General features: G+C 70.1%; 15 protein-coding genes. All 15 read left to right on the top strand.

From position 1 onward, the window contains the following. Window positions 1-87: 87 nt before the first annotated feature. Complete coding sequence (gene pgsA, locus ABD932_RS00725; RefSeq protein ID WP_126390178.1) at window positions 88-774, top strand: phosphatidylinositol phosphate synthase; 687 nt, start codon at window positions 88-90, stop codon at window positions 772-774. Next, window positions 771-1,697: a phosphatidylinositol mannoside acyltransferase gene (locus tag ABD932_RS00720; protein WP_345007997.1), complete on the top strand. Its 927-nt coding sequence runs from the start codon at window positions 771-773 to the stop codon at window positions 1,695-1,697. Before pgsA ends, ABD932_RS00720 begins: the two co-directional genes overlap by 4 nt. Beyond that, window positions 1,694-2,872, top strand: a complete 1,179-nt coding sequence (locus tag ABD932_RS00715) for a glycosyltransferase family 4 protein (protein ID WP_345007995.1) — start codon at window positions 1,694-1,696, stop codon at window positions 2,870-2,872. The genes ABD932_RS00720 and ABD932_RS00715 overlap by 4 nt, the downstream gene beginning before the upstream one ends. A gap of 201 nt (window positions 2,873-3,073) precedes the next feature. Continuing rightward, window positions 3,074-3,616, top strand: coding sequence for a LemA family protein (locus tag ABD932_RS00710; RefSeq protein WP_345007993.1), 543 nt, complete (start codon window positions 3,074-3,076; stop codon window positions 3,614-3,616). Between the two features lie 127 nt (window positions 3,617-3,743). After that, entirely contained in the window at window positions 3,744-4,649 is a 906-nt protein-coding gene (gene pdxS / locus ABD932_RS00705) for a pyridoxal 5'-phosphate synthase lyase subunit PdxS (RefSeq protein ID WP_126390171.1), read from the top strand. Window positions 4,650-4,661: 12 nt separating this feature from the next. Then, window positions 4,662-5,270 (top strand): pyridoxal 5'-phosphate synthase glutaminase subunit PdxT, encoded by a 609-nt coding sequence (gene pdxT, locus ABD932_RS00700; protein WP_345007991.1) that lies wholly within the window; start codon window positions 4,662-4,664, stop codon window positions 5,268-5,270. 48 nt (window positions 5,271-5,318) lie between these two features. Then, the gene (locus ABD932_RS00695; RefSeq protein ID WP_048581096.1) at window positions 5,319-6,071 is read left to right on the top strand and encodes a YebC/PmpR family DNA-binding transcriptional regulator; all 753 of its coding nucleotides are present in this window, start codon (window positions 5,319-5,321) and stop codon (window positions 6,069-6,071) included. 163 nt (window positions 6,072-6,234) lie between these two features. Beyond that, a complete protein-coding gene (gene ruvC, locus ABD932_RS00690; RefSeq protein WP_093908929.1) occupies window positions 6,235-6,774 on the top strand; it encodes a crossover junction endodeoxyribonuclease RuvC in 540 nt (179 codons plus the stop codon). Continuing rightward, window positions 6,771-7,376, top strand: coding sequence for a Holliday junction branch migration protein RuvA (ruvA, locus tag ABD932_RS00685; protein ID WP_345007987.1), 606 nt, complete (start codon window positions 6,771-6,773; stop codon window positions 7,374-7,376). The genes ruvC and ruvA overlap by 4 nt, the downstream gene beginning before the upstream one ends. A 94-nt stretch (window positions 7,377-7,470) precedes the next feature. After that, complete coding sequence (gene ruvB / locus ABD932_RS00680) at window positions 7,471-8,541, top strand: Holliday junction branch migration DNA helicase RuvB (RefSeq protein ID WP_126390164.1); 1,071 nt, start codon at window positions 7,471-7,473, stop codon at window positions 8,539-8,541. Window positions 8,542-8,716: 175 nt separating this feature from the next. Further along, window positions 8,717-9,214 carry a preprotein translocase subunit YajC gene (gene yajC, locus ABD932_RS00675; protein WP_345007984.1) on the top strand — a complete coding sequence of 166 codons (498 nt, stop codon included), beginning with the start codon at window positions 8,717-8,719 and terminating at the stop codon, window positions 9,212-9,214. A gap of 133 nt (window positions 9,215-9,347) precedes the next feature. Further along, a complete protein-coding gene (secD, locus tag ABD932_RS00670; RefSeq protein ID WP_345007982.1) occupies window positions 9,348-11,099 on the top strand; it encodes a protein translocase subunit SecD in 1,752 nt (583 codons plus the stop codon). Between the two features lies 1 nt (window position 11,100). Then, entirely contained in the window at window positions 11,101-12,225 is a 1,125-nt protein-coding gene (secF, locus tag ABD932_RS00665) for a protein translocase subunit SecF (protein WP_345007980.1), read from the top strand. Next, the gene (locus ABD932_RS00660) at window positions 12,222-12,761 is read left to right on the top strand and encodes an adenine phosphoribosyltransferase (RefSeq protein ID WP_250085508.1); all 540 of its coding nucleotides are present in this window, start codon (window positions 12,222-12,224) and stop codon (window positions 12,759-12,761) included. Before secF ends, ABD932_RS00660 begins: the two co-directional genes overlap by 4 nt. A gap of 615 nt (window positions 12,762-13,376) precedes the next feature. Beyond that, the gene (locus ABD932_RS00655) at window positions 13,377-15,911 is read left to right on the top strand and encodes a RelA/SpoT family protein (protein ID WP_126390152.1); all 2,535 of its coding nucleotides are present in this window, start codon (window positions 13,377-13,379) and stop codon (window positions 15,909-15,911) included. The last annotated feature ends 13 nt before the right edge of the window (window positions 15,912-15,924 follow it).

Genomic DNA, 15,924 nt, shown 5'->3' with positions numbered 1-15,924 from the left:
CGGTCGCACTCACGCGCGCGTGGCTACGATGGGCCAGCCGGTGGCCAGCAGGGGCCGCACGGCGCCACACCGACCCTCGGGAAGGCCATGCTGAACAAGTACGCGCGTGCATTCTTCACGCGTGTCCTCACACCGTTCGCCGCGTTTCTGATCCGGCGGGGCGTCAGCCCCGACACGGTCACGCTCATCGGTACCGCCGGTGTGGTCGCGGGCGCGCTGGTCTTCTACCCCATGGGCGAGTTCTTCTGGGGCACGGTCGTGATCACGCTGTTCGTGTTCTCCGACCTCGTCGACGGAAACATGGCCCGCCAGCTCGGCCGCTCCAGCCGCTGGGGCGCCTTCCTGGACTCCACGCTCGACCGGGTCGCCGACGGCGCGATCTTCGGTGGATTCATCCTCTGGTACGCGGGCGGGGGCGACGACCTCGTCCTGTGCGCCGTCTCGATCTTCTGCCTGGCCAGCGGCCAGGTGGTGTCGTACACCAAGGCCCGTGGCGAATCGATCGGCCTGCCGGTCGCGGTCAACGGTCTCGTCGAGCGCGCCGAGCGCCTGGTGATCTCCCTCGTCGCGGCCGGGTTCGCGGGCCTGCACAAGTTCGGGGTACCCGGCATCCAGTACCTGCTGCCCGTCGCCCTGTGGATCGTCGCCGTCGGCAGCCTCGTCACGCTGATCCAGCGGGTCGTCACGGTCCGTCGCGAGTCGGCGGAGGCGGAGGCGGCGGCCGCGCAGGAGAAGGCGCAGAACGCCTCTCAAGGGAGCGAGGCAGCCAAGTGAGTGCCCAGGAGCGGCTCACGGACGCGCTGTACGGCCTCGGCTGGAGCACGGTCAAGAGGCTCCCCGAGCCGGTCGCCGTACGGCTCGGCCGCACCATCGCCGACCTCGCCTGGAAGCAGCGGGGCAAGGGCGTCCAGCGGCTGGAGAGCAACTACGCGCGCGTGGTGCCCGACGCGAGCCCGGAGCGGCTCGCCGAGCTCTCGCGCGCGGGCATGCGCTCGTACCTGCGCTACTGGATGGAGTCCTTCCGGCTGCCCGCTTGGAGCGCCGAGCGCGTCAAGGACGGCTTCGAAGTCAAGGACGTCCATTACCTGACCGACGGCCTGGCCGCCGGCAACGGCGTCGTACTCGCCCTGCCACACCTGGCCAACTGGGATCTCGCGGGCGCGTGGGTCACCACCGAGCTGGAGACGCCGTTCACCACGGTCGCCGAACGCCTCAAGCCCGAGACGCTCTACGACCGCTTCGTCGCCTACCGCGAGGGCCTCGGCATGGAGGTCCTGCCGCACAGCGGCGGCACCGCCTTCGGCACGCTGGCCCGCAGGCTGCGCGACGGCGGCCTGGTCTGCCTGGTCTCCGACCGCGACCTGTCCGCCTCGGGCGTGGAGGTGGACTTCTTCGGCGCCACGGCCCGGATGCCGGCGGGACCTGCGCTGCTGGCCCAGCAGACGGGGGCGCTCCTGCTCCCGGTCACGCTCTGGTACGAAGACTCTCCGGTCATGCAGGGCCGAATCCATCCCCCGATCGAGGTACCCGAGTCAGGTACCCGGGCCGAGAAGACGTCTGTCATGACACAGGCGCTGGCCGATGCCTTCGCCTCGGGGATCGCAGAACATCCGGAGGACTGGCACATGCTCCAGCGCTTGTGGCTCGCCGACCTGGAACCACGACCGGCCGACGGCCCCTCAGGGGAGCGCCCGTGAAGATCGGGATCGTCTGCCCGTACTCCTGGGACGTGCCGGGCGGCGTCCAGTTCCACATCCGCGACCTCGCCGAGTACTTCATCCGGCTCGGCCACGAGGTGTCCGTCCTGGCCCCCGCCGACGACGACACCCCGCTCCCGCCGTACGTGGTCTCGGCGGGCCGTGCCGTTCCGGTCCCGTACAACGGCTCGGTCGCCCGCCTGAACTTCGGCTTCCTCTCGGCGGCCCGGGTACGGCGCTGGCTGCACGACGGCCGGTTCGACGTCATCCACATCCACGAGCCGACGTCGCCGTCCCTCGGCCTGCTGACCTGCTGGGCGGCCCAGGGCCCCATCGTCGCCACCTTCCACACCTCCAACCCGCGCTCGCGGGCGATGATCGCCGCGTACTCGATCCTCCAGGCGGCCCTGGAGAAGATCAGTGCCCGGATCGCGGTGAGCGAGTACGCCCGCCGCACGCTGGTGGAACACCTGGGCGGCGACGCGGTGGTCATCCCCAACGGCGTCGACGTCGACTTCTTCGCCAAGGCCGAGCCCAACCCCGAGTGGCAGGGCGACACGATCGGCTTCATCGGCCGCATCGACGAGCCCCGCAAGGGCCTGCCGGTGCTGATGAGGGCGCTGCCGAAGATCCTCGCCGCGCGCCCGCAGACGAGGCTCCTGGTGGCGGGCCGGGGCGATGAGGAGGAGGCGGTGGAGTCCCTCCCCGCCGAGCTCCGCTCCCGAGTCGAGTTCCTCGGCATGGTCAGCGACGAGGACAAGGCCCGCTTCCTGCGCAGCATCGACCTGTACGTCGCCCCCAACACCGGCGGCGAGAGCTTCGGCATCATCCTGGTCGAGGCGATGTCGGCCGGCGCCCCGGTCCTCGCCTCGGACCTGGACGCCTTCGCCCAGGTCCTCGACCAGGGCGCGGCCGGCGAACTCTTCACCAACGAGGACGCCGACTCGCTGGCCGAGGCCGCGGTACGCCTCCTGGAGGACCCTGCCCGCCGCGAGGAACTGCGGGAGCGGGGCAGCCTGCATGTGCGTCGCTTCGACTGGTCGACGGTCGGCGCGGACATCCTGTCGGTGTACGAGACGGTGACGGCGGGCGCGGCCGCGGTGGCGGCGGATGAACGGGCGGCCGGGGGCGGAGTGAGCGGTTTGCGGGCGAGGCTGGGGCTGGCGCGGGACTGACGGGAGCCGGGGGCTCTCGGTGCCGGTCAGCGAAATATCGGCCCGTCCGGCGTTTGAGGACGACGCCCCTTCAGGGCCTAAGCGGGGATCTGAGCGGGGATCTGGGGGCGGCAGGCCCCGGCGACGGCTACGACAACGCCTGAACGAACACCGGCGCCCCGAACGAAACCCGGCTGACCCGGCGGAGCTAGTCTGCCGCCCGTGACCGCAACTCTCATCTGGATCCTCGTAGCCCTCGTCGCCATCGGCCTCTACCTGAGCTGGACCGCAGGCCGCCTCGACCGGCTGCACGCCAGGATCGACGCGGCACGCGCCGCGCTCGACGCACAGCTGCTGCGCCGCGCCTCCGTGGCCCAGGAGCTGGCCACCTCCGGGGTCCTGGATCCGGCAGCGTCGATCGTGCTGTACGAGGCCGCCCACGCCGCCCGGCAGGCCGAGGAGGAGCAGCGGGAGGTCGCCGAGAGCGAGCTGAGCCAGGCGCTGCGGGCCGTGTTCGAAGAGGCCCAGCAGGTGGAGGCGGTACGGGAGGCGCCCGGGGGAGAGGAGGCGGCCCGCGAACTGACCGAGGCCGTCCGCCGGGTCCCGATGGCCCGCCGCTTCCACAACGACGCCGTACGCGCCGCCCGCGCCCTGCGCCGCCACCGCAAGGTCCGCTGGTTCCGCCTGGCCGGGCACGCGCCGTTCCCGATGGCGTTCGAGATGGACGACGAGGCGCCCGTGGCACTGGTCGACAGGGCCGCCTGACCAGCGCGTTCACGCCAACGGGCCGGAAAAGGATCCACCGAATCCTCATTGGCCCTTGCAGTGGCCTGGTCCACTCCCGTTTCCTCGGTGCTTGCAGTAACCCCTTTTTCACCGAGCGAGGTCACCCGTGTCCATCTCCGAAAACCAGGCCCCCGAGACCGGCACCGCGCGCGTGAAGCGCGGCATGGCCGAGCAGCTCAAGGGCGGCGTGATCATGGACGTCGTCACGCCGGAGCAGGCGAAGATCGCCGAGGACGCGGGCGCCGTCGCCGTCATGGCCCTGGAGCGGGTCCCCGCCGACATCCGCAAGGACGGCGGCGTGGCCCGGATGTCCGACCCGGACATGATCGAGGGCATCATCGACGCCGTCTCCATCCCGGTCATGGCCAAGTCCCGTATCGGCCACTTCGTCGAGGCCCAGGTCCTGCAGTCCCTCGGCGTCGACTACATCGACGAGTCCGAGGTCCTCACCCCGGCCGACGAGGTCAACCACTCCGACAAGTGGGCCTTCACCACCCCCTTCGTCTGTGGCGCCACCAACCTGGGCGAGGCCCTGCGCCGTATCGCCGAGGGCGCGGCCATGATCCGTTCCAAGGGCGAGGCCGGCACCGGCAACGTCGTCGAGGCCGTCCGTCACCTGCGCCAGATCAAGAACGAGATCGCCCGCCTGCGCGGCTACGACAACAACGAGCTGTACGCCGCCGCCAAGGAGCTGCGCGCCCCGTACGAGCTGGTCAAGGAGGTCTCCGAGCTGGGCAAGCTCCCGGTGGTCCTCTTCTCCGCCGGTGGCGTGGCCACTCCGGCCGACGCCGCGCTCATGCGCCAGCTCGGCGCCGAGGGCGTCTTCGTCGGCTCCGGCATCTTCAAGTCCGGCGACCCGGCCAAGCGCGCCGCCGCCATCGTGAAGGCCACCACCTTCTACGACGACCCGAAGATCATCGCGGACGCGTCCCGCAACCTCGGCGAGGCCATGGTCGGCATCAACTGCGACACCCTCCCCGAGGCCGAGCGCTACGCCAACCGCGGCTGGTAAGGCACTGCAACCATGAGCAACACCCCCGTCATAGGCGTCCTGGCCCTCCAGGGCGACGTACGGGAGCACCTCATCGCCCTGGCCGCGGCCGACGCCGTGGCCAGGCCGGTGCGGCGCCCCGAAGAGCTCGCCGAGGTCGATGGCCTGGTCATCCCCGGCGGCGAGTCCACGACCATCTCCAAGCTGGCCATCCTGTTCGGCGTGATGGAGCCGCTACGCGCGCGCGTGCGGGCCGGTATGCCCGTCTACGGCACCTGCGCCGGCATGATCATGCTCGCCGACAAGATCCTCGACCCGCGTTCGGGGCAGGAGACGATCGGTGGCATCGACATGATCGTGCGCCGCAACGCCTTCGGACGTCAGAACGAGTCCTTCGAGGCGGCGGTCGACATCAACGGCATAGACGGCGATCCTGTGGAGGGGGTCTTCATCCGCGCCCCCTGGGTCGAGTCCGTCGGCGCCGAGGCCGAGGTCCTCGCCGAGCACGGAGGCCACATCGTCGCGGTCCGTCAGGGCAACGCGCTGGCCACGTCGTTCCACCCGGAACTGACCGGCGACCACCGCGTGCACGGCCTGTTCGTCGACATGGTGCGCGCGAACCGGACAGCGGAGTCCTTGTAGGATCTCTGGCGTTCGTTCATAGATGGGTTACGCGAAGGAGACAGGCAGATGTCCGGCCACTCTAAATGGGCCACGACGAAGCACAAGAAGGCCGTGATCGACGCCAAGCGCGGCAAGCTCTTCGCGAAGCTGATCAAGAACATCGAGGTCGCGGCGCGCATGGGCGGCGTCGACCTGGAGGGCAACCCGACGCTCTACGACGCCGTCCAGAAGGCGAAGAAGCAGTCGGTCCCGAACAAGAACATCGACTCCGCGATCAAGCGCGGCGGCGGTCTCGAGGCCGGTGGCGCCGACTACGAGACGATCATGTACGAGGGCTACGGTCCCAACGGCGTCGCGGTGCTCATCGAGTGCCTCACCGACAACCGCAACCGCGCCGCCTCCGACGTCCGCGTCGCCATGACCCGCAACGGCGGCAACATGGCCGACCCGGGCTCGGTGTCGTACATGTTCAGCCGCAAGGGCGTCGTCATCGTCCCCAAGGGCGAGCTGACCGAGGACGACGTCCTGGGTGCCGTCCTGGACGCGGGTGCCGAAGAGGTCAACGACCTCGGCGAGTCCTTCGAGGTCATCAGCGAGGCCACCGACCTGGTCGCGGTCCGCACCGCCCTCCAGGAGGCCGGCATCGACTACGACTCCGCCGACTCCAGCTTCGTGCCGTCCGTCCAGGTCGAGCTCGACGAGGAGGGCGCGAAGAAGATCTTCAAGCTGATCGACGCTCTCGAGGACAGCGACGACGTCCAGAACGTCTTCGCGAACTTCGATGTCAGCGACGAGATCATGGAGAAGGTCGACGCGTAACGCTGTCGCGAGCTGAACGGGCTCAACGGGCCGACGGGACATACCCGTCGGCCCGTCGCTTTGCCGGGCGTTGGTGAGCGGCGTTGTCGGTGGCACCCGATAGCCTGCACAAACTGGGGGTACCGCCCAGCGAAGCTGGGGAGATCGAACGGAGGGGCGCGGCGTGCGCGTACTGGGGGTGGACCCGGGGCTGACCCGATGCGGTGTCGGCGTGGTCGAAGGCGTCGCCGGACGCCCGCTCACCATGCTCGGCGTCGGCGTCGTCCGTACGCCCGCGGACGCCGAGTTGGGCCACCGCCTCGTCGCCATCGAGCAGGGCATCGAGCAGTGGCTGGACGAGCACCGGCCCGAATTCGTCGCCGTGGAGCGGGTGTTCAGCCAGCACAACGTCCGTACGGTGATGGGCACCGCCCAGGCCAGCGCGGTCGCCATGCTCTGCGCCGCCCGCCGCGGCATCCCCGTCGCCCTGCACACGCCCAGCGAGGTGAAGGCCGCCGTCACCGGCTCCGGCCGCGCCGACAAGGCCCAGGTCGGCGCCATGGTCACCCGCCTGCTGCGGCTCAGCGCCCCGCCCAAGCCGGCCGACGCCGCCGACGCCCTCGCGCTCGCCATCTGCCACATCTGGCGCGCCCCCGCGCAGAACCGACTCCAGCAGGCCGTCGCCCTGCACACAGCCAAAGCACCGAAAGGCCGTACGGCATGATCGCCTTCGTCAGCGGCACAGTGGCCGCACTCGCTCCGGACGCCGCGGTCGTCGAGGTGGGCGGGGTCGGCATGGCCGTCCAGTGCACCCCGAACACCCTGTCCACCCTGCGCCTCGGCCGGCCCGCCAAGCTGCACACCTCGCTGGTGGTCCGTGAGGACTCCCTGACGCTGTACGGCTTCGCGGACGACGACGAACGCCAGACCTTCGAACTGCTCCAGACCGCGAGCGGGGTCGGCCCCCGCCTGGCCCAGGCGATGCTGGCGGTGCACTCGCCCGACGCCCTGCGCAGAGCCGTGGCGACCGCCGACGAGAAGTCGCTCACCGCTGTCCCCGGCATCGGCAAGAAGGGCGCCCAGAAGCTGCTCCTGGAGCTGAAGGACCGCCTGGGCGAACCGATCGGCGCGCCCGCCGTCGGCGCCCCGGTCACCCAGGGCTGGCGCGACCAACTGCACGCCGCCCTGATCGGCCTCGGGTACGCGACGCGTGAGGCGGACGAGGCTGTCGCCGCCGTGGCCCCGCAGGCCGAAGCGGCCGAGGGCACACCACAGGTGGGCCAGTTGCTGAAGGCGGCCCTGCAGACCCTCAACAGAGCGCGCTGACCGAGCGGCGCCCCGGAAGGGCCACCAGGCCCCGCTCCCGGGGACGCCTCGATCCTCGTACGACCACCCGACCGCGACCCGCGAGGCACACTCCATGAACTGGGACGACACGACCGACGCGACCGCCGCCGAGCGGCTCGTCGGCCCGTCCGCCGACCGTGAGGACCAGGCCGTCGAGGCCGCGCTGCGCCCGAAGGACCTGGGCGAGTTCATCGGCCAGGAGAAGGTCCGCGAACAGCTCGACCTCGTCCTGCGCGCCGCACGCGCACGTGGCGCCACCGCCGACCATGTGCTGCTCTCCGGCGCCCCCGGCCTCGGCAAGACGACCCTCTCGATGATCATCGCGGCCGAGATGGGCGCCCCCATCCGCATCACCAGCGGCCCCGCCATCCAGCACGCCGGCGATCTCGCCGCGATCCTCTCCTCCCTGCAGGAGGGCGAGGTCCTCTTCCTCGACGAGATCCACCGCATGTCCCGGCCCGCCGAGGAGATGCTGTACATGGCGATGGAGGACTTCCGTGTCGACGTGATCGTCGGCAAGGGGCCGGGCGCCACCGCCATCCCGCTCGAACTGCCCCCGTTCACCCTGGTCGGCGCCACCACGCGCGCGGGCCTGCTGCCGCCCCCGCTGCGCGACCGCTTCGGCTTCACCGCGCACATGGAGTTCTACGAGCCCGCCGAGCTGGAGCGCGTCATCCACCGCTCCGCGAACCTCCTCGACGTCGAGATCGAGGCCGACGGCGCCGCCGAGATCGCCGGCCGCTCGCGCGGCACGCCCCGTATCGCCAACCGCCTGCTGCGCCGCGTCCGCGACTACGCCCAGGTCAAGGCGGACGGGATCATCAACAGGGACATCGCCGAGGCGGCCCTCGCCGTTTACGAGGTCGACGCCCGCGGTCTCGACCGCCTCGACCGCGGCGTCCTGGAGGCCCTGCTGAAGCTGTTCGGCGGCGGACCGGTCGGCCTGTCCACGCTCGCCGTCGCGGTGGGGGAGGAGCGCGAGACCGTCGAGGAGGTCGCCGAACCCTTCCTCGTACGGGAGGGCCTGCTCGCCCGTACTCCGCGCGGCCGAGTCGCCACTCCCGCCGCATGGGCGCATCTCGGCCTCACCCCGCCGCGCTCGTCAGCTGCGGGAAACGGACAACAGGACCTGTTCGGGGCGTGACGACAACGTGACGGCGAGCTCTGTGGCCCGAGGGGGAACCCCGGTGCCATGCTGAGCGTTGTTCCATGCGCGGAGACTCGCTTAGACTCCGCCGATGCCGCCGTTGTCGGCGGCACACATACCCCCAACCATCAGGCCGCTCACCATCGCGGTCGTGTGAAGGAAGTTCCGACCCGTGAGTCTCGTGACCCTCCTCCCGTTCATCGTGCTCATCGGGGCCATGTTCCTGATGACCCGGTCGGCCAAGAAGAAGCAGCAGCAGGCCGCCGACATGCGGAACCAGATGCAGCCCGGATCCGGTGTCCGCACCATCGGGGGCATGTACGCCACGGTCAAGGAGGTCAGCGACGACACCGTCCTCGTTGACGCCGGCCCGGGCGTGGAGCTCCTCTTCGCCAAGAACGCGATCGGTGCCGTCCTCTCCGACGACGAGTACAACCGCATCGTGCACGGCATCGAGCACGACCTGAAGTCCGACGTCGTCCCGGACGACGCCTCCTCCCTCACCGAGACCGACGAGCCGGCCGCTGCCGCCGCCTCCGACGACGAGCCCGTCGACTTCGCCAAGAAGGACGAGAAGGACGAGGCCGAGGAGTCCTCCGACGACGCCGTGGCCGCCGAGGCCAAGGCGGACGAGCCGAAGAAGACCGACGGCGACTCCGAGGCGAAGTAGCCATGTGCCGGGGCGCGCGGGCCATGCCTGCGCGCCCCCGGGCATGCCGATCTCGCACGGGGATCCCTACACCATGTCATGGCCGTCCGTCCGCTGATCCGGAGCGAGGCGGCCCGAGAGGGAGTACGAGAAGGTGGCAGCACCTAAGAAGGGCCGGAACGCGAGCGCCCAGAGCAAGCCGGGGCGCTCGCTGGCCCTCATCCTGATCGCCATCGCGGCGCTCACCGGAGGGATGTTCGCCGCGGGGCACACCACTCCGCGTCTTGGCATCGACCTCGCCGGAGGCACGAGCATCACGCTCCGTGCGGAAGCGGAGCCCGGCCAGGAATCCGCGATCAACAAGACCAACATGAACACCGCCGTCCAGATCATGGAGCGGCGTGTCAACGGTCTGGGCGTCTCCGAGGCCGAGGTACAGACCCAGGGCGATCGCAACATCATCGTCAACATCCCCAAGGGCACGAACTCCAAGCAGGCCCGGGACCAGGTCGGCACCACCGCCAAGCTCTACTTCCGCCCGGTCATCGCCACGGAGGTCTCCGGCGGCGACGCCGCGGCCACCCCCTCGCCGAGCGCCTCCAGCAGCGCGTCGGGCGACTCCACCGACAAGGCGACGGACAAGGCGACCCCCTCCGGCTCGACCAGCCCCTCGGCGACCTCCACCACGCAGGGCCGCGCGGTCACCGACGCACTGAAGGCCGACTCCACGCCGTCCACGAGCGCCTCCTCCAGTGCCTCCCCGGCGGCGAGCAGCAGCCCCACCGGTGACACGGGCAGCGGCGCGCTCGAAGCGCAGTACGCCGCGCTGAACTGCACCAACGAGCAGGCCCGCGCCAAGGCCGGTGACGGCGCCAAGCCCACCGACTCCACCGTCGCCTGCGGTCAGAACTCGCAGGGCCAGTGGCAGAAGTACATCCTCGGCCCCGCCGAGGTCGACGGCACCGACGTCGACGAGGCCAAGGCCGTCTTCAACACGCAGAGCGGCGCCGGCTGGACCGTGACCATGGACTTCACGTCCGACGGCCGCAAGAAGTTCGCCGCCATCACCGGCAAGCTGGCCCAGAAGCAGCAGCCGCAGAACCAGTTCGCCATCGTCCTGGACAACGACGTCGTCTCCGACCCGTTCGTCCGCGAGGCCCTGACCGGCGGCAACGCGGAGATCTCCGGCAACTTCACCCAGGAGTCGGCCGAGAGCCTCGCCAACATGCTGTCGTACGGCGCACTGCCGCTCTCCTTCAGCGAGGACAGCGTCACCACGGTGACCGCCGCGCTCGGCGGTGAGCAGCTCAAGGCCGGTCTGATCGCGGGTGCGATCGGTCTCGCCCTGGTCGTCATCTACCTGCTGGTCTACTACCGCGGTCTGTCGATCATCGCGATCCTCTCGCTGCTGGTCTCCGCGGCCCTGACCTACACGATCATGTCGCTGCTCGGCCCGACCATCGGCTTCGCGCTGAACCTGCCGGCCGTCTGTGGTGCCATCGTCGCCATCGGTATCACCGCGGACTCGTTCATCGTGTACTTCGAACGCGTCCGCGACGAGATCCGCGAGGGCCGCTCCCTGCGCCCCGCCGTCGAGCGGGCCTGGCCGCGCGCCCGGCGCACCATCCTGGTCTCCGACTTCGTCTCGTTCCTCGCCGCCGCCGTGCTGTTCATCGTCACCGTCGGCAAGGTCCAGGGCTTCGCGTTCACGCTCGGCCTGACCACCCTGCTCGACGTGGTCGTCGTGTTCCTGTTCACCAAGCCGCTGCTCACGATCCTGGCCCGCACCAAGTTCTTCGGTGGCGGCCACCCCTGGTCCGGCCTCGATCCGAAGCGACTGGGTGCCAGGCCGCCGCTGCGCCGCACCCGCCGTCCCTCCGCCCCCATCGAGACGAAGGAGGCGTGAGATGTCGAAGCTCGGCAACCTCGGCGCCCGACTGCACCGTGGCGAGGTCGGCTACGACTTCGTCGGCAACCGCAAGATCTGGTACGGCGTCTCCATCCTGATCACCATCACGGCGATCGTCGGCCTGGCGGTGCTCGGCCTGAACAGGGGCATCGAGTTCCAGGGCGGAGCGGTCTTCAACACCCCGAAGACCAACGTCTCGGTGTCCCAGGCCCAGGAGTACGCGGAAGAGGCCTCCGGCCACGACGCGATCGTCCAGAAGCTCGGCAGCGGCGATGACGCCAAGCTGCGCATCCAGGTCGCGGGCATCGACACCGCCCAGGCCGACAAGGTCTCGGCGGAGCTGGCCGAGAAGCTCGGCGTCGCGGAGAAGGACGTCACCGGCGAACTGGTCGGTCCCAGCTGGGGTGAGCAGATCGCCACCAAGGCCTGGCAGGGCCTCGGCATCTTCCTGGTCCTCGTGGTGATCTATCTGGCGATCGCCTTCGAGTGGCGCATGGCGCTCGCCGCGTTCGTCGCCCTGATCCACGACATCACCATCACGGTCGGTATCTACGCCCTCGTCGGCTTCGAGGTCACGCCGGGCACCGTGATCGGTCTGCTGACCATCCTCGGTTACTCGCTCTACGACACGGTCGTCGTCTTCGACAGCCTCAAGGAGCAGACGAAGGACATCACCAAGCAGACCCGCTGGACCTACAGCGACGTCGCCAACCGCTCGATCAACAGCACCCTGGTCCGCTCCATCAACACCACGGTGGTCGCGCTGCTGCCGGTGGCGGGCCTGCTGTTCATCGGTGGCGGCTTCCTCGGCGCCGGCATGCTCAACGACATCTCGCTGTCGCTGTTCGTCGGCCTCGCGGCCGGTGCGTACTCCTCGATCTTCATCGCCACGCCGCTCGTCGCCGACCTCAAGGAGCGCGAGCCGCAGATGAAGGCCCTGAGGAAGCGCGTGCTCGCCAAGCGCGCCCAGTCCGCCACGCAGGGCGAGTCCCAGGACGCCCCGGTCGACGACGAGCAGTTCGTCGACGAGCCGGAGGACGCCGCTCCCGCGGTCGTCGGCCCCCGCAACCAGCCCGCGTCCCGTGGCCGGGGCCGTGGCCGACCCTCCGGGAAGCGCCGATGACCGAGATCAGGGAACTCCTGCTGAGCCGTATCCGCGACGTCGCGGACTACCCGGAGCCGGGCGTGATGTTCAAGGACATCACCCCGCTCCTGGCGGACCCGGCGGCGTTCACGGCGCTCACCGACGCGCTGGCCGAGATCGCCGGGAACGCCGGTGCCACGAAGATCGTCGGTCTGGAGGCCCGGGGCTTCATCCTCGGAGCGCCGGTCGCGGTCCGCGCGGGCGTCGGCTTCATCCCCGTACGCAAGGCGGGCAAGCTCCCCGGGGCGACGCTCAGCCAGGCGTACGACCTGGAGTACGGCTCCGCCGAGATCGAGGTGCACGCCGAGGACCTGACCGGCGGTGACCGCGTCCTGGTCATCGACGACGTCCTGGCTACGGGCGGCACCGCCGAGGCCTCGATCCAGCTGATCCGCCGGGCCGGCGCCGAGGTGGCCGGCCTGGCGGTCCTGATGGAGCTGGGCTTCCTGGGCGGCCGAGCCCGCCTGGAACCGGCTCTGGACGGAGCCCCGCTGGAGTCGCTGCTCACGGTCTGAGCCCGGCAGCCCCACGCGAGGCTTCGACCCCCGCGCAGGGTGTCCCCGCCGCAGCACCCGATGCCGCGCGCCTGCTACGTCAGGTGCGCGGCATCTGTGCGTCAGGGGGGCCGTATCTGTGCGTCAGGGGCGTATCTGCGCCTCAGGGAGCGCCAAGGCGGTGCGTGCACGGTGGCGCTCCGCGCACTCGCGTACCCACCTGCCCGCGTACATGCGCCAGGCGCGCCCCGCCCTCGCACACATGCCTCGAGCGCTCCCCAGAACGCCCCAGTCACCCCACCCACCCAGCTCACCCATCCCGCCTCCCGCATCACACTCTTCCCGCAAAGCGACGGCATCCCGATGGCGCGAAACCGACGGTTCACCGCACACGGTCCGCACATCCCGCAGGCTGTACCGGACGGCCGCAGGCAAGCCTCTGGACAGTCCCCGGAAGCGCTCACGCCGCCCCCAGGACACGGCCAGCACGACACCGTGGAATCCATCCGTAGCCCCTCGTGTTTCACCGGTAGACGTCCCTCACATCGGACTGAAGGCGATCCTCGGGCGCAGGATCGCTACCATGGGGTCTCCGGAGCCTGACCGGGGGACCCGGATCGCGCACGAGGAGCCCTCTTGCCAGACGAGGCCCAGCACCTGACCGCCGCCAAGCCCGAGTCCGCCTCGGCGCCCGCGGCGAAGCCCGCGCCGAACGCGCCGCACGCGAAGAACGACTCGCGCGGGACGGTCGAGCATGCCCAGTCCGCGCCCGTCGACAAGCCGGCCGAGCAGACGCGACCCAAGCCCGCCCCGGCCGAGCGCCCCGTCAACCCGCCCGCGGCCCGCCCGTCCGCCGGCCAGCCGGCCCGCTCCGGATCCTCCAACCGCGTCCGGGCCCGGCTCGCCCGTCTCGGCGTCCAGCGCTCCAACCCGTACAACCCGGTGCTGGAGCCGTTGCTGCGCATAGTCCGCAGCAACGACCCGAAGATCGAGACCGCCACGCTCCGCCAGATCGAGAAGGCCTACCAGGTCGCCGAGCGCTGGCACCGCGGCCAGAAGCGCAAGAGCGGCGACCCGTACATCACCCACCCGCTCGCGGTGACCACGATCCTCGCCGAGCTGGGTATGGATCCGGCCACCCTGATGGCCGGCCTGCTGCACGACACCGTCGAGGACACCGAGTACGGCCTCGACCAGCTCCGTCGCGACTTCGGCGACTCCGTCGCCTTGCTCGTCGACGGCGTCACCAAGCTGGACAAGGTCAAGTTCGGCGAGGCCGCGCAGGCCGAGACCGTGCGCAAGATGGTCGTAGCCATGGCCAAGGACCCGCGTGTCCTGGTCATCAAGCTCGCCGACCGCCTGCACAACATGCGCACCATGCGTTACCTCAAGCGCGAGAAGCAGGAGAAGAAGGCGCGCGAGACCCTCGAGATCTACGCGCCGCTCGCCCATCGCCTCGGCATGAACACCATCAAGTGGGAGCTGGAGGACCTCGCCTTCGCGATCCTCTACCCCAAGATGTACGACGAGATCGTACGGCTGGTGGCCGAGCGGGCACCGAAGCGTGACGAGTATCTGGCCATAGTGACCGACGAGGTCCAGCAGGACCTGCGCGCCGCCCGCATCAAGGCGACCGTCACCGGCCGTCCGAAGCACTACTACAGCGTCTACCAGAAGATGATCGTCCGCGGTCGCGACTTCGCGGAGATCTACGACCTGGTGGGCATCCGCGTCCTTGTGGACACCGTCCGCGACTGCTACGCCGCCCTCGGCACCGTGCACGCGCGATGGAACCCGGTCCCCGGCCGGTTCAAGGACTACATCGCGATGCCCAAGTTCAACATGTACCAGTCGCTGCACACGACGGTCATCGGCCCCAACGGCAAGCCGGTCGAACTCCAGATCCGCACGTTCGACATGCACCGCCGCGCCGAGTACGGCATCGCCGCGCACTGGAAGTACAAGCAGGAGGCCGTCGCCGGTGCCTCCAAGGTCCGCACCGACGTGCCCAAGGCCGGCAAGGACAAGGACGCCATCAATGACATGGCGTGGCTGCGGCAGCTCCTCGACTGGCAGAAGGAGACCGAGGACCCCAGCGAGTTCCTGGAGTCCCTGCGCTTCGACCTCTCCCGCAACGAGGTCTTCGTCTTCACCCCCAAGGGCGACGTCATAGCGCTCCCGGCGGGCGCCACCCCGGTGGACTTCGCGTACGCCGTCCACACCGAGGTCGGCCACCGCACGATAGGCGCGAGGGTCAACGGACGCCTGGTCCCGCTCGAATCCACCCTGGACAACGGCGACCTGGTCGAGGTGTTCACCTCGAAGGCGGCCGGCGCGGGCCCCTCCCGCGACTGGCTCGGCTTCGTGAAGTCGCCGCGCGCCCGCAACAAAATCCGGGCGTGGTTCTCCAAGGAGCGCCGCGACGAGGCGATCGAGCAGGGCAAGGACGCCATCGTCCGCGCGATGCGCAAGCAGAACCTGCCGATCCAGCGCATCCTGACCGGCGACTCGCTGGTCACGCTCGCGCACGAGATGCGGTACCCGGACATCTCCGCGCTGTACGCGGCGATCGGCGAGGGCCATGTCTCCGCCCAGAGCGTCGTACAGAAGCTCGTCTCCGCGCTCGGCGGCGAGGAGGCCGCCACCGAGGAGATCGACGAGGCGGTCCCACCGACCCGCACCCGCGGGCGCAAGCGTCGCTCCAGCGCCGACCCGGGCGTCATCGTCAAGGGCGTCGAGGACGTGTGGGTCAAGCTGGCCCGCTGTTGTACGCCCGTACCCGGCGACCCGATCATCGGCTTCGTCACGCGCGGTAGTGGCGTATCGGTTCACCGCAGCGACTGCGTGAACGTGGAGTCACTGTCCCGTGAGCCCGAGCGCATCCTCGAGGTCGAGTGGGCGCCCACCCAGTCCTCGGTCTTCCTGGTCGCCATCCAGGTCGAGGCCCTGGACCGCTCCCGGCTCCTGTCGGACGTCACCCGCGTCCTGTCCGACCAGCACGTCAACATCCTCTCCGCGGCCGTCCAGACCTCCCGCGACCGCGTCGCCACCTCCCGCTTCACCTTCGAGATGGGCGACCCGAAGCACCTCGGGCACGTCCTGAAGGCGGTCAGGGGCGTGGAGGGCGTCTACGACGTGTACCGGGTGACGTCGGCGCGCAGCCGGTCGTAGAACTCGGCCGTGC

Source organism: Streptomyces shaanxiensis, assembly GCF_039537145.1.
Lineage (GTDB): Bacteria > Actinomycetota > Actinomycetes > Streptomycetales > Streptomycetaceae > Streptomyces > Streptomyces shaanxiensis.
This window is presented reverse-complemented; position numbering and strand designations above follow the sequence as displayed.

Coding starts and splice junctions, on each gene's coding strand:
- secF (WP_345007980.1), top strand. CDS start 11,101: ATGTCGAAGCTCGGCAACCTCGGCGCCCGACTGCACCGTGGCGAGGTC.
- ABD932_RS00660 (WP_250085508.1), top strand. CDS start 12,222: ATGACCGAGATCAGGGAACTCCTGCTGAGCCGTATCCGCGACGTCGCG.
- ruvA (WP_345007987.1), top strand. CDS start 6,771: ATGATCGCCTTCGTCAGCGGCACAGTGGCCGCACTCGCTCCGGACGCC.
- ruvB (WP_126390164.1), top strand. CDS start 7,471: ATGAACTGGGACGACACGACCGACGCGACCGCCGCCGAGCGGCTCGTC.
- ABD932_RS00695 (WP_048581096.1), top strand. CDS start 5,319: ATGTCCGGCCACTCTAAATGGGCCACGACGAAGCACAAGAAGGCCGTG.
- pgsA (WP_126390178.1), top strand. CDS start 88: ATGCTGAACAAGTACGCGCGTGCATTCTTCACGCGTGTCCTCACACCG.
- pdxT (WP_345007991.1), top strand. CDS start 4,662: ATGAGCAACACCCCCGTCATAGGCGTCCTGGCCCTCCAGGGCGACGTA.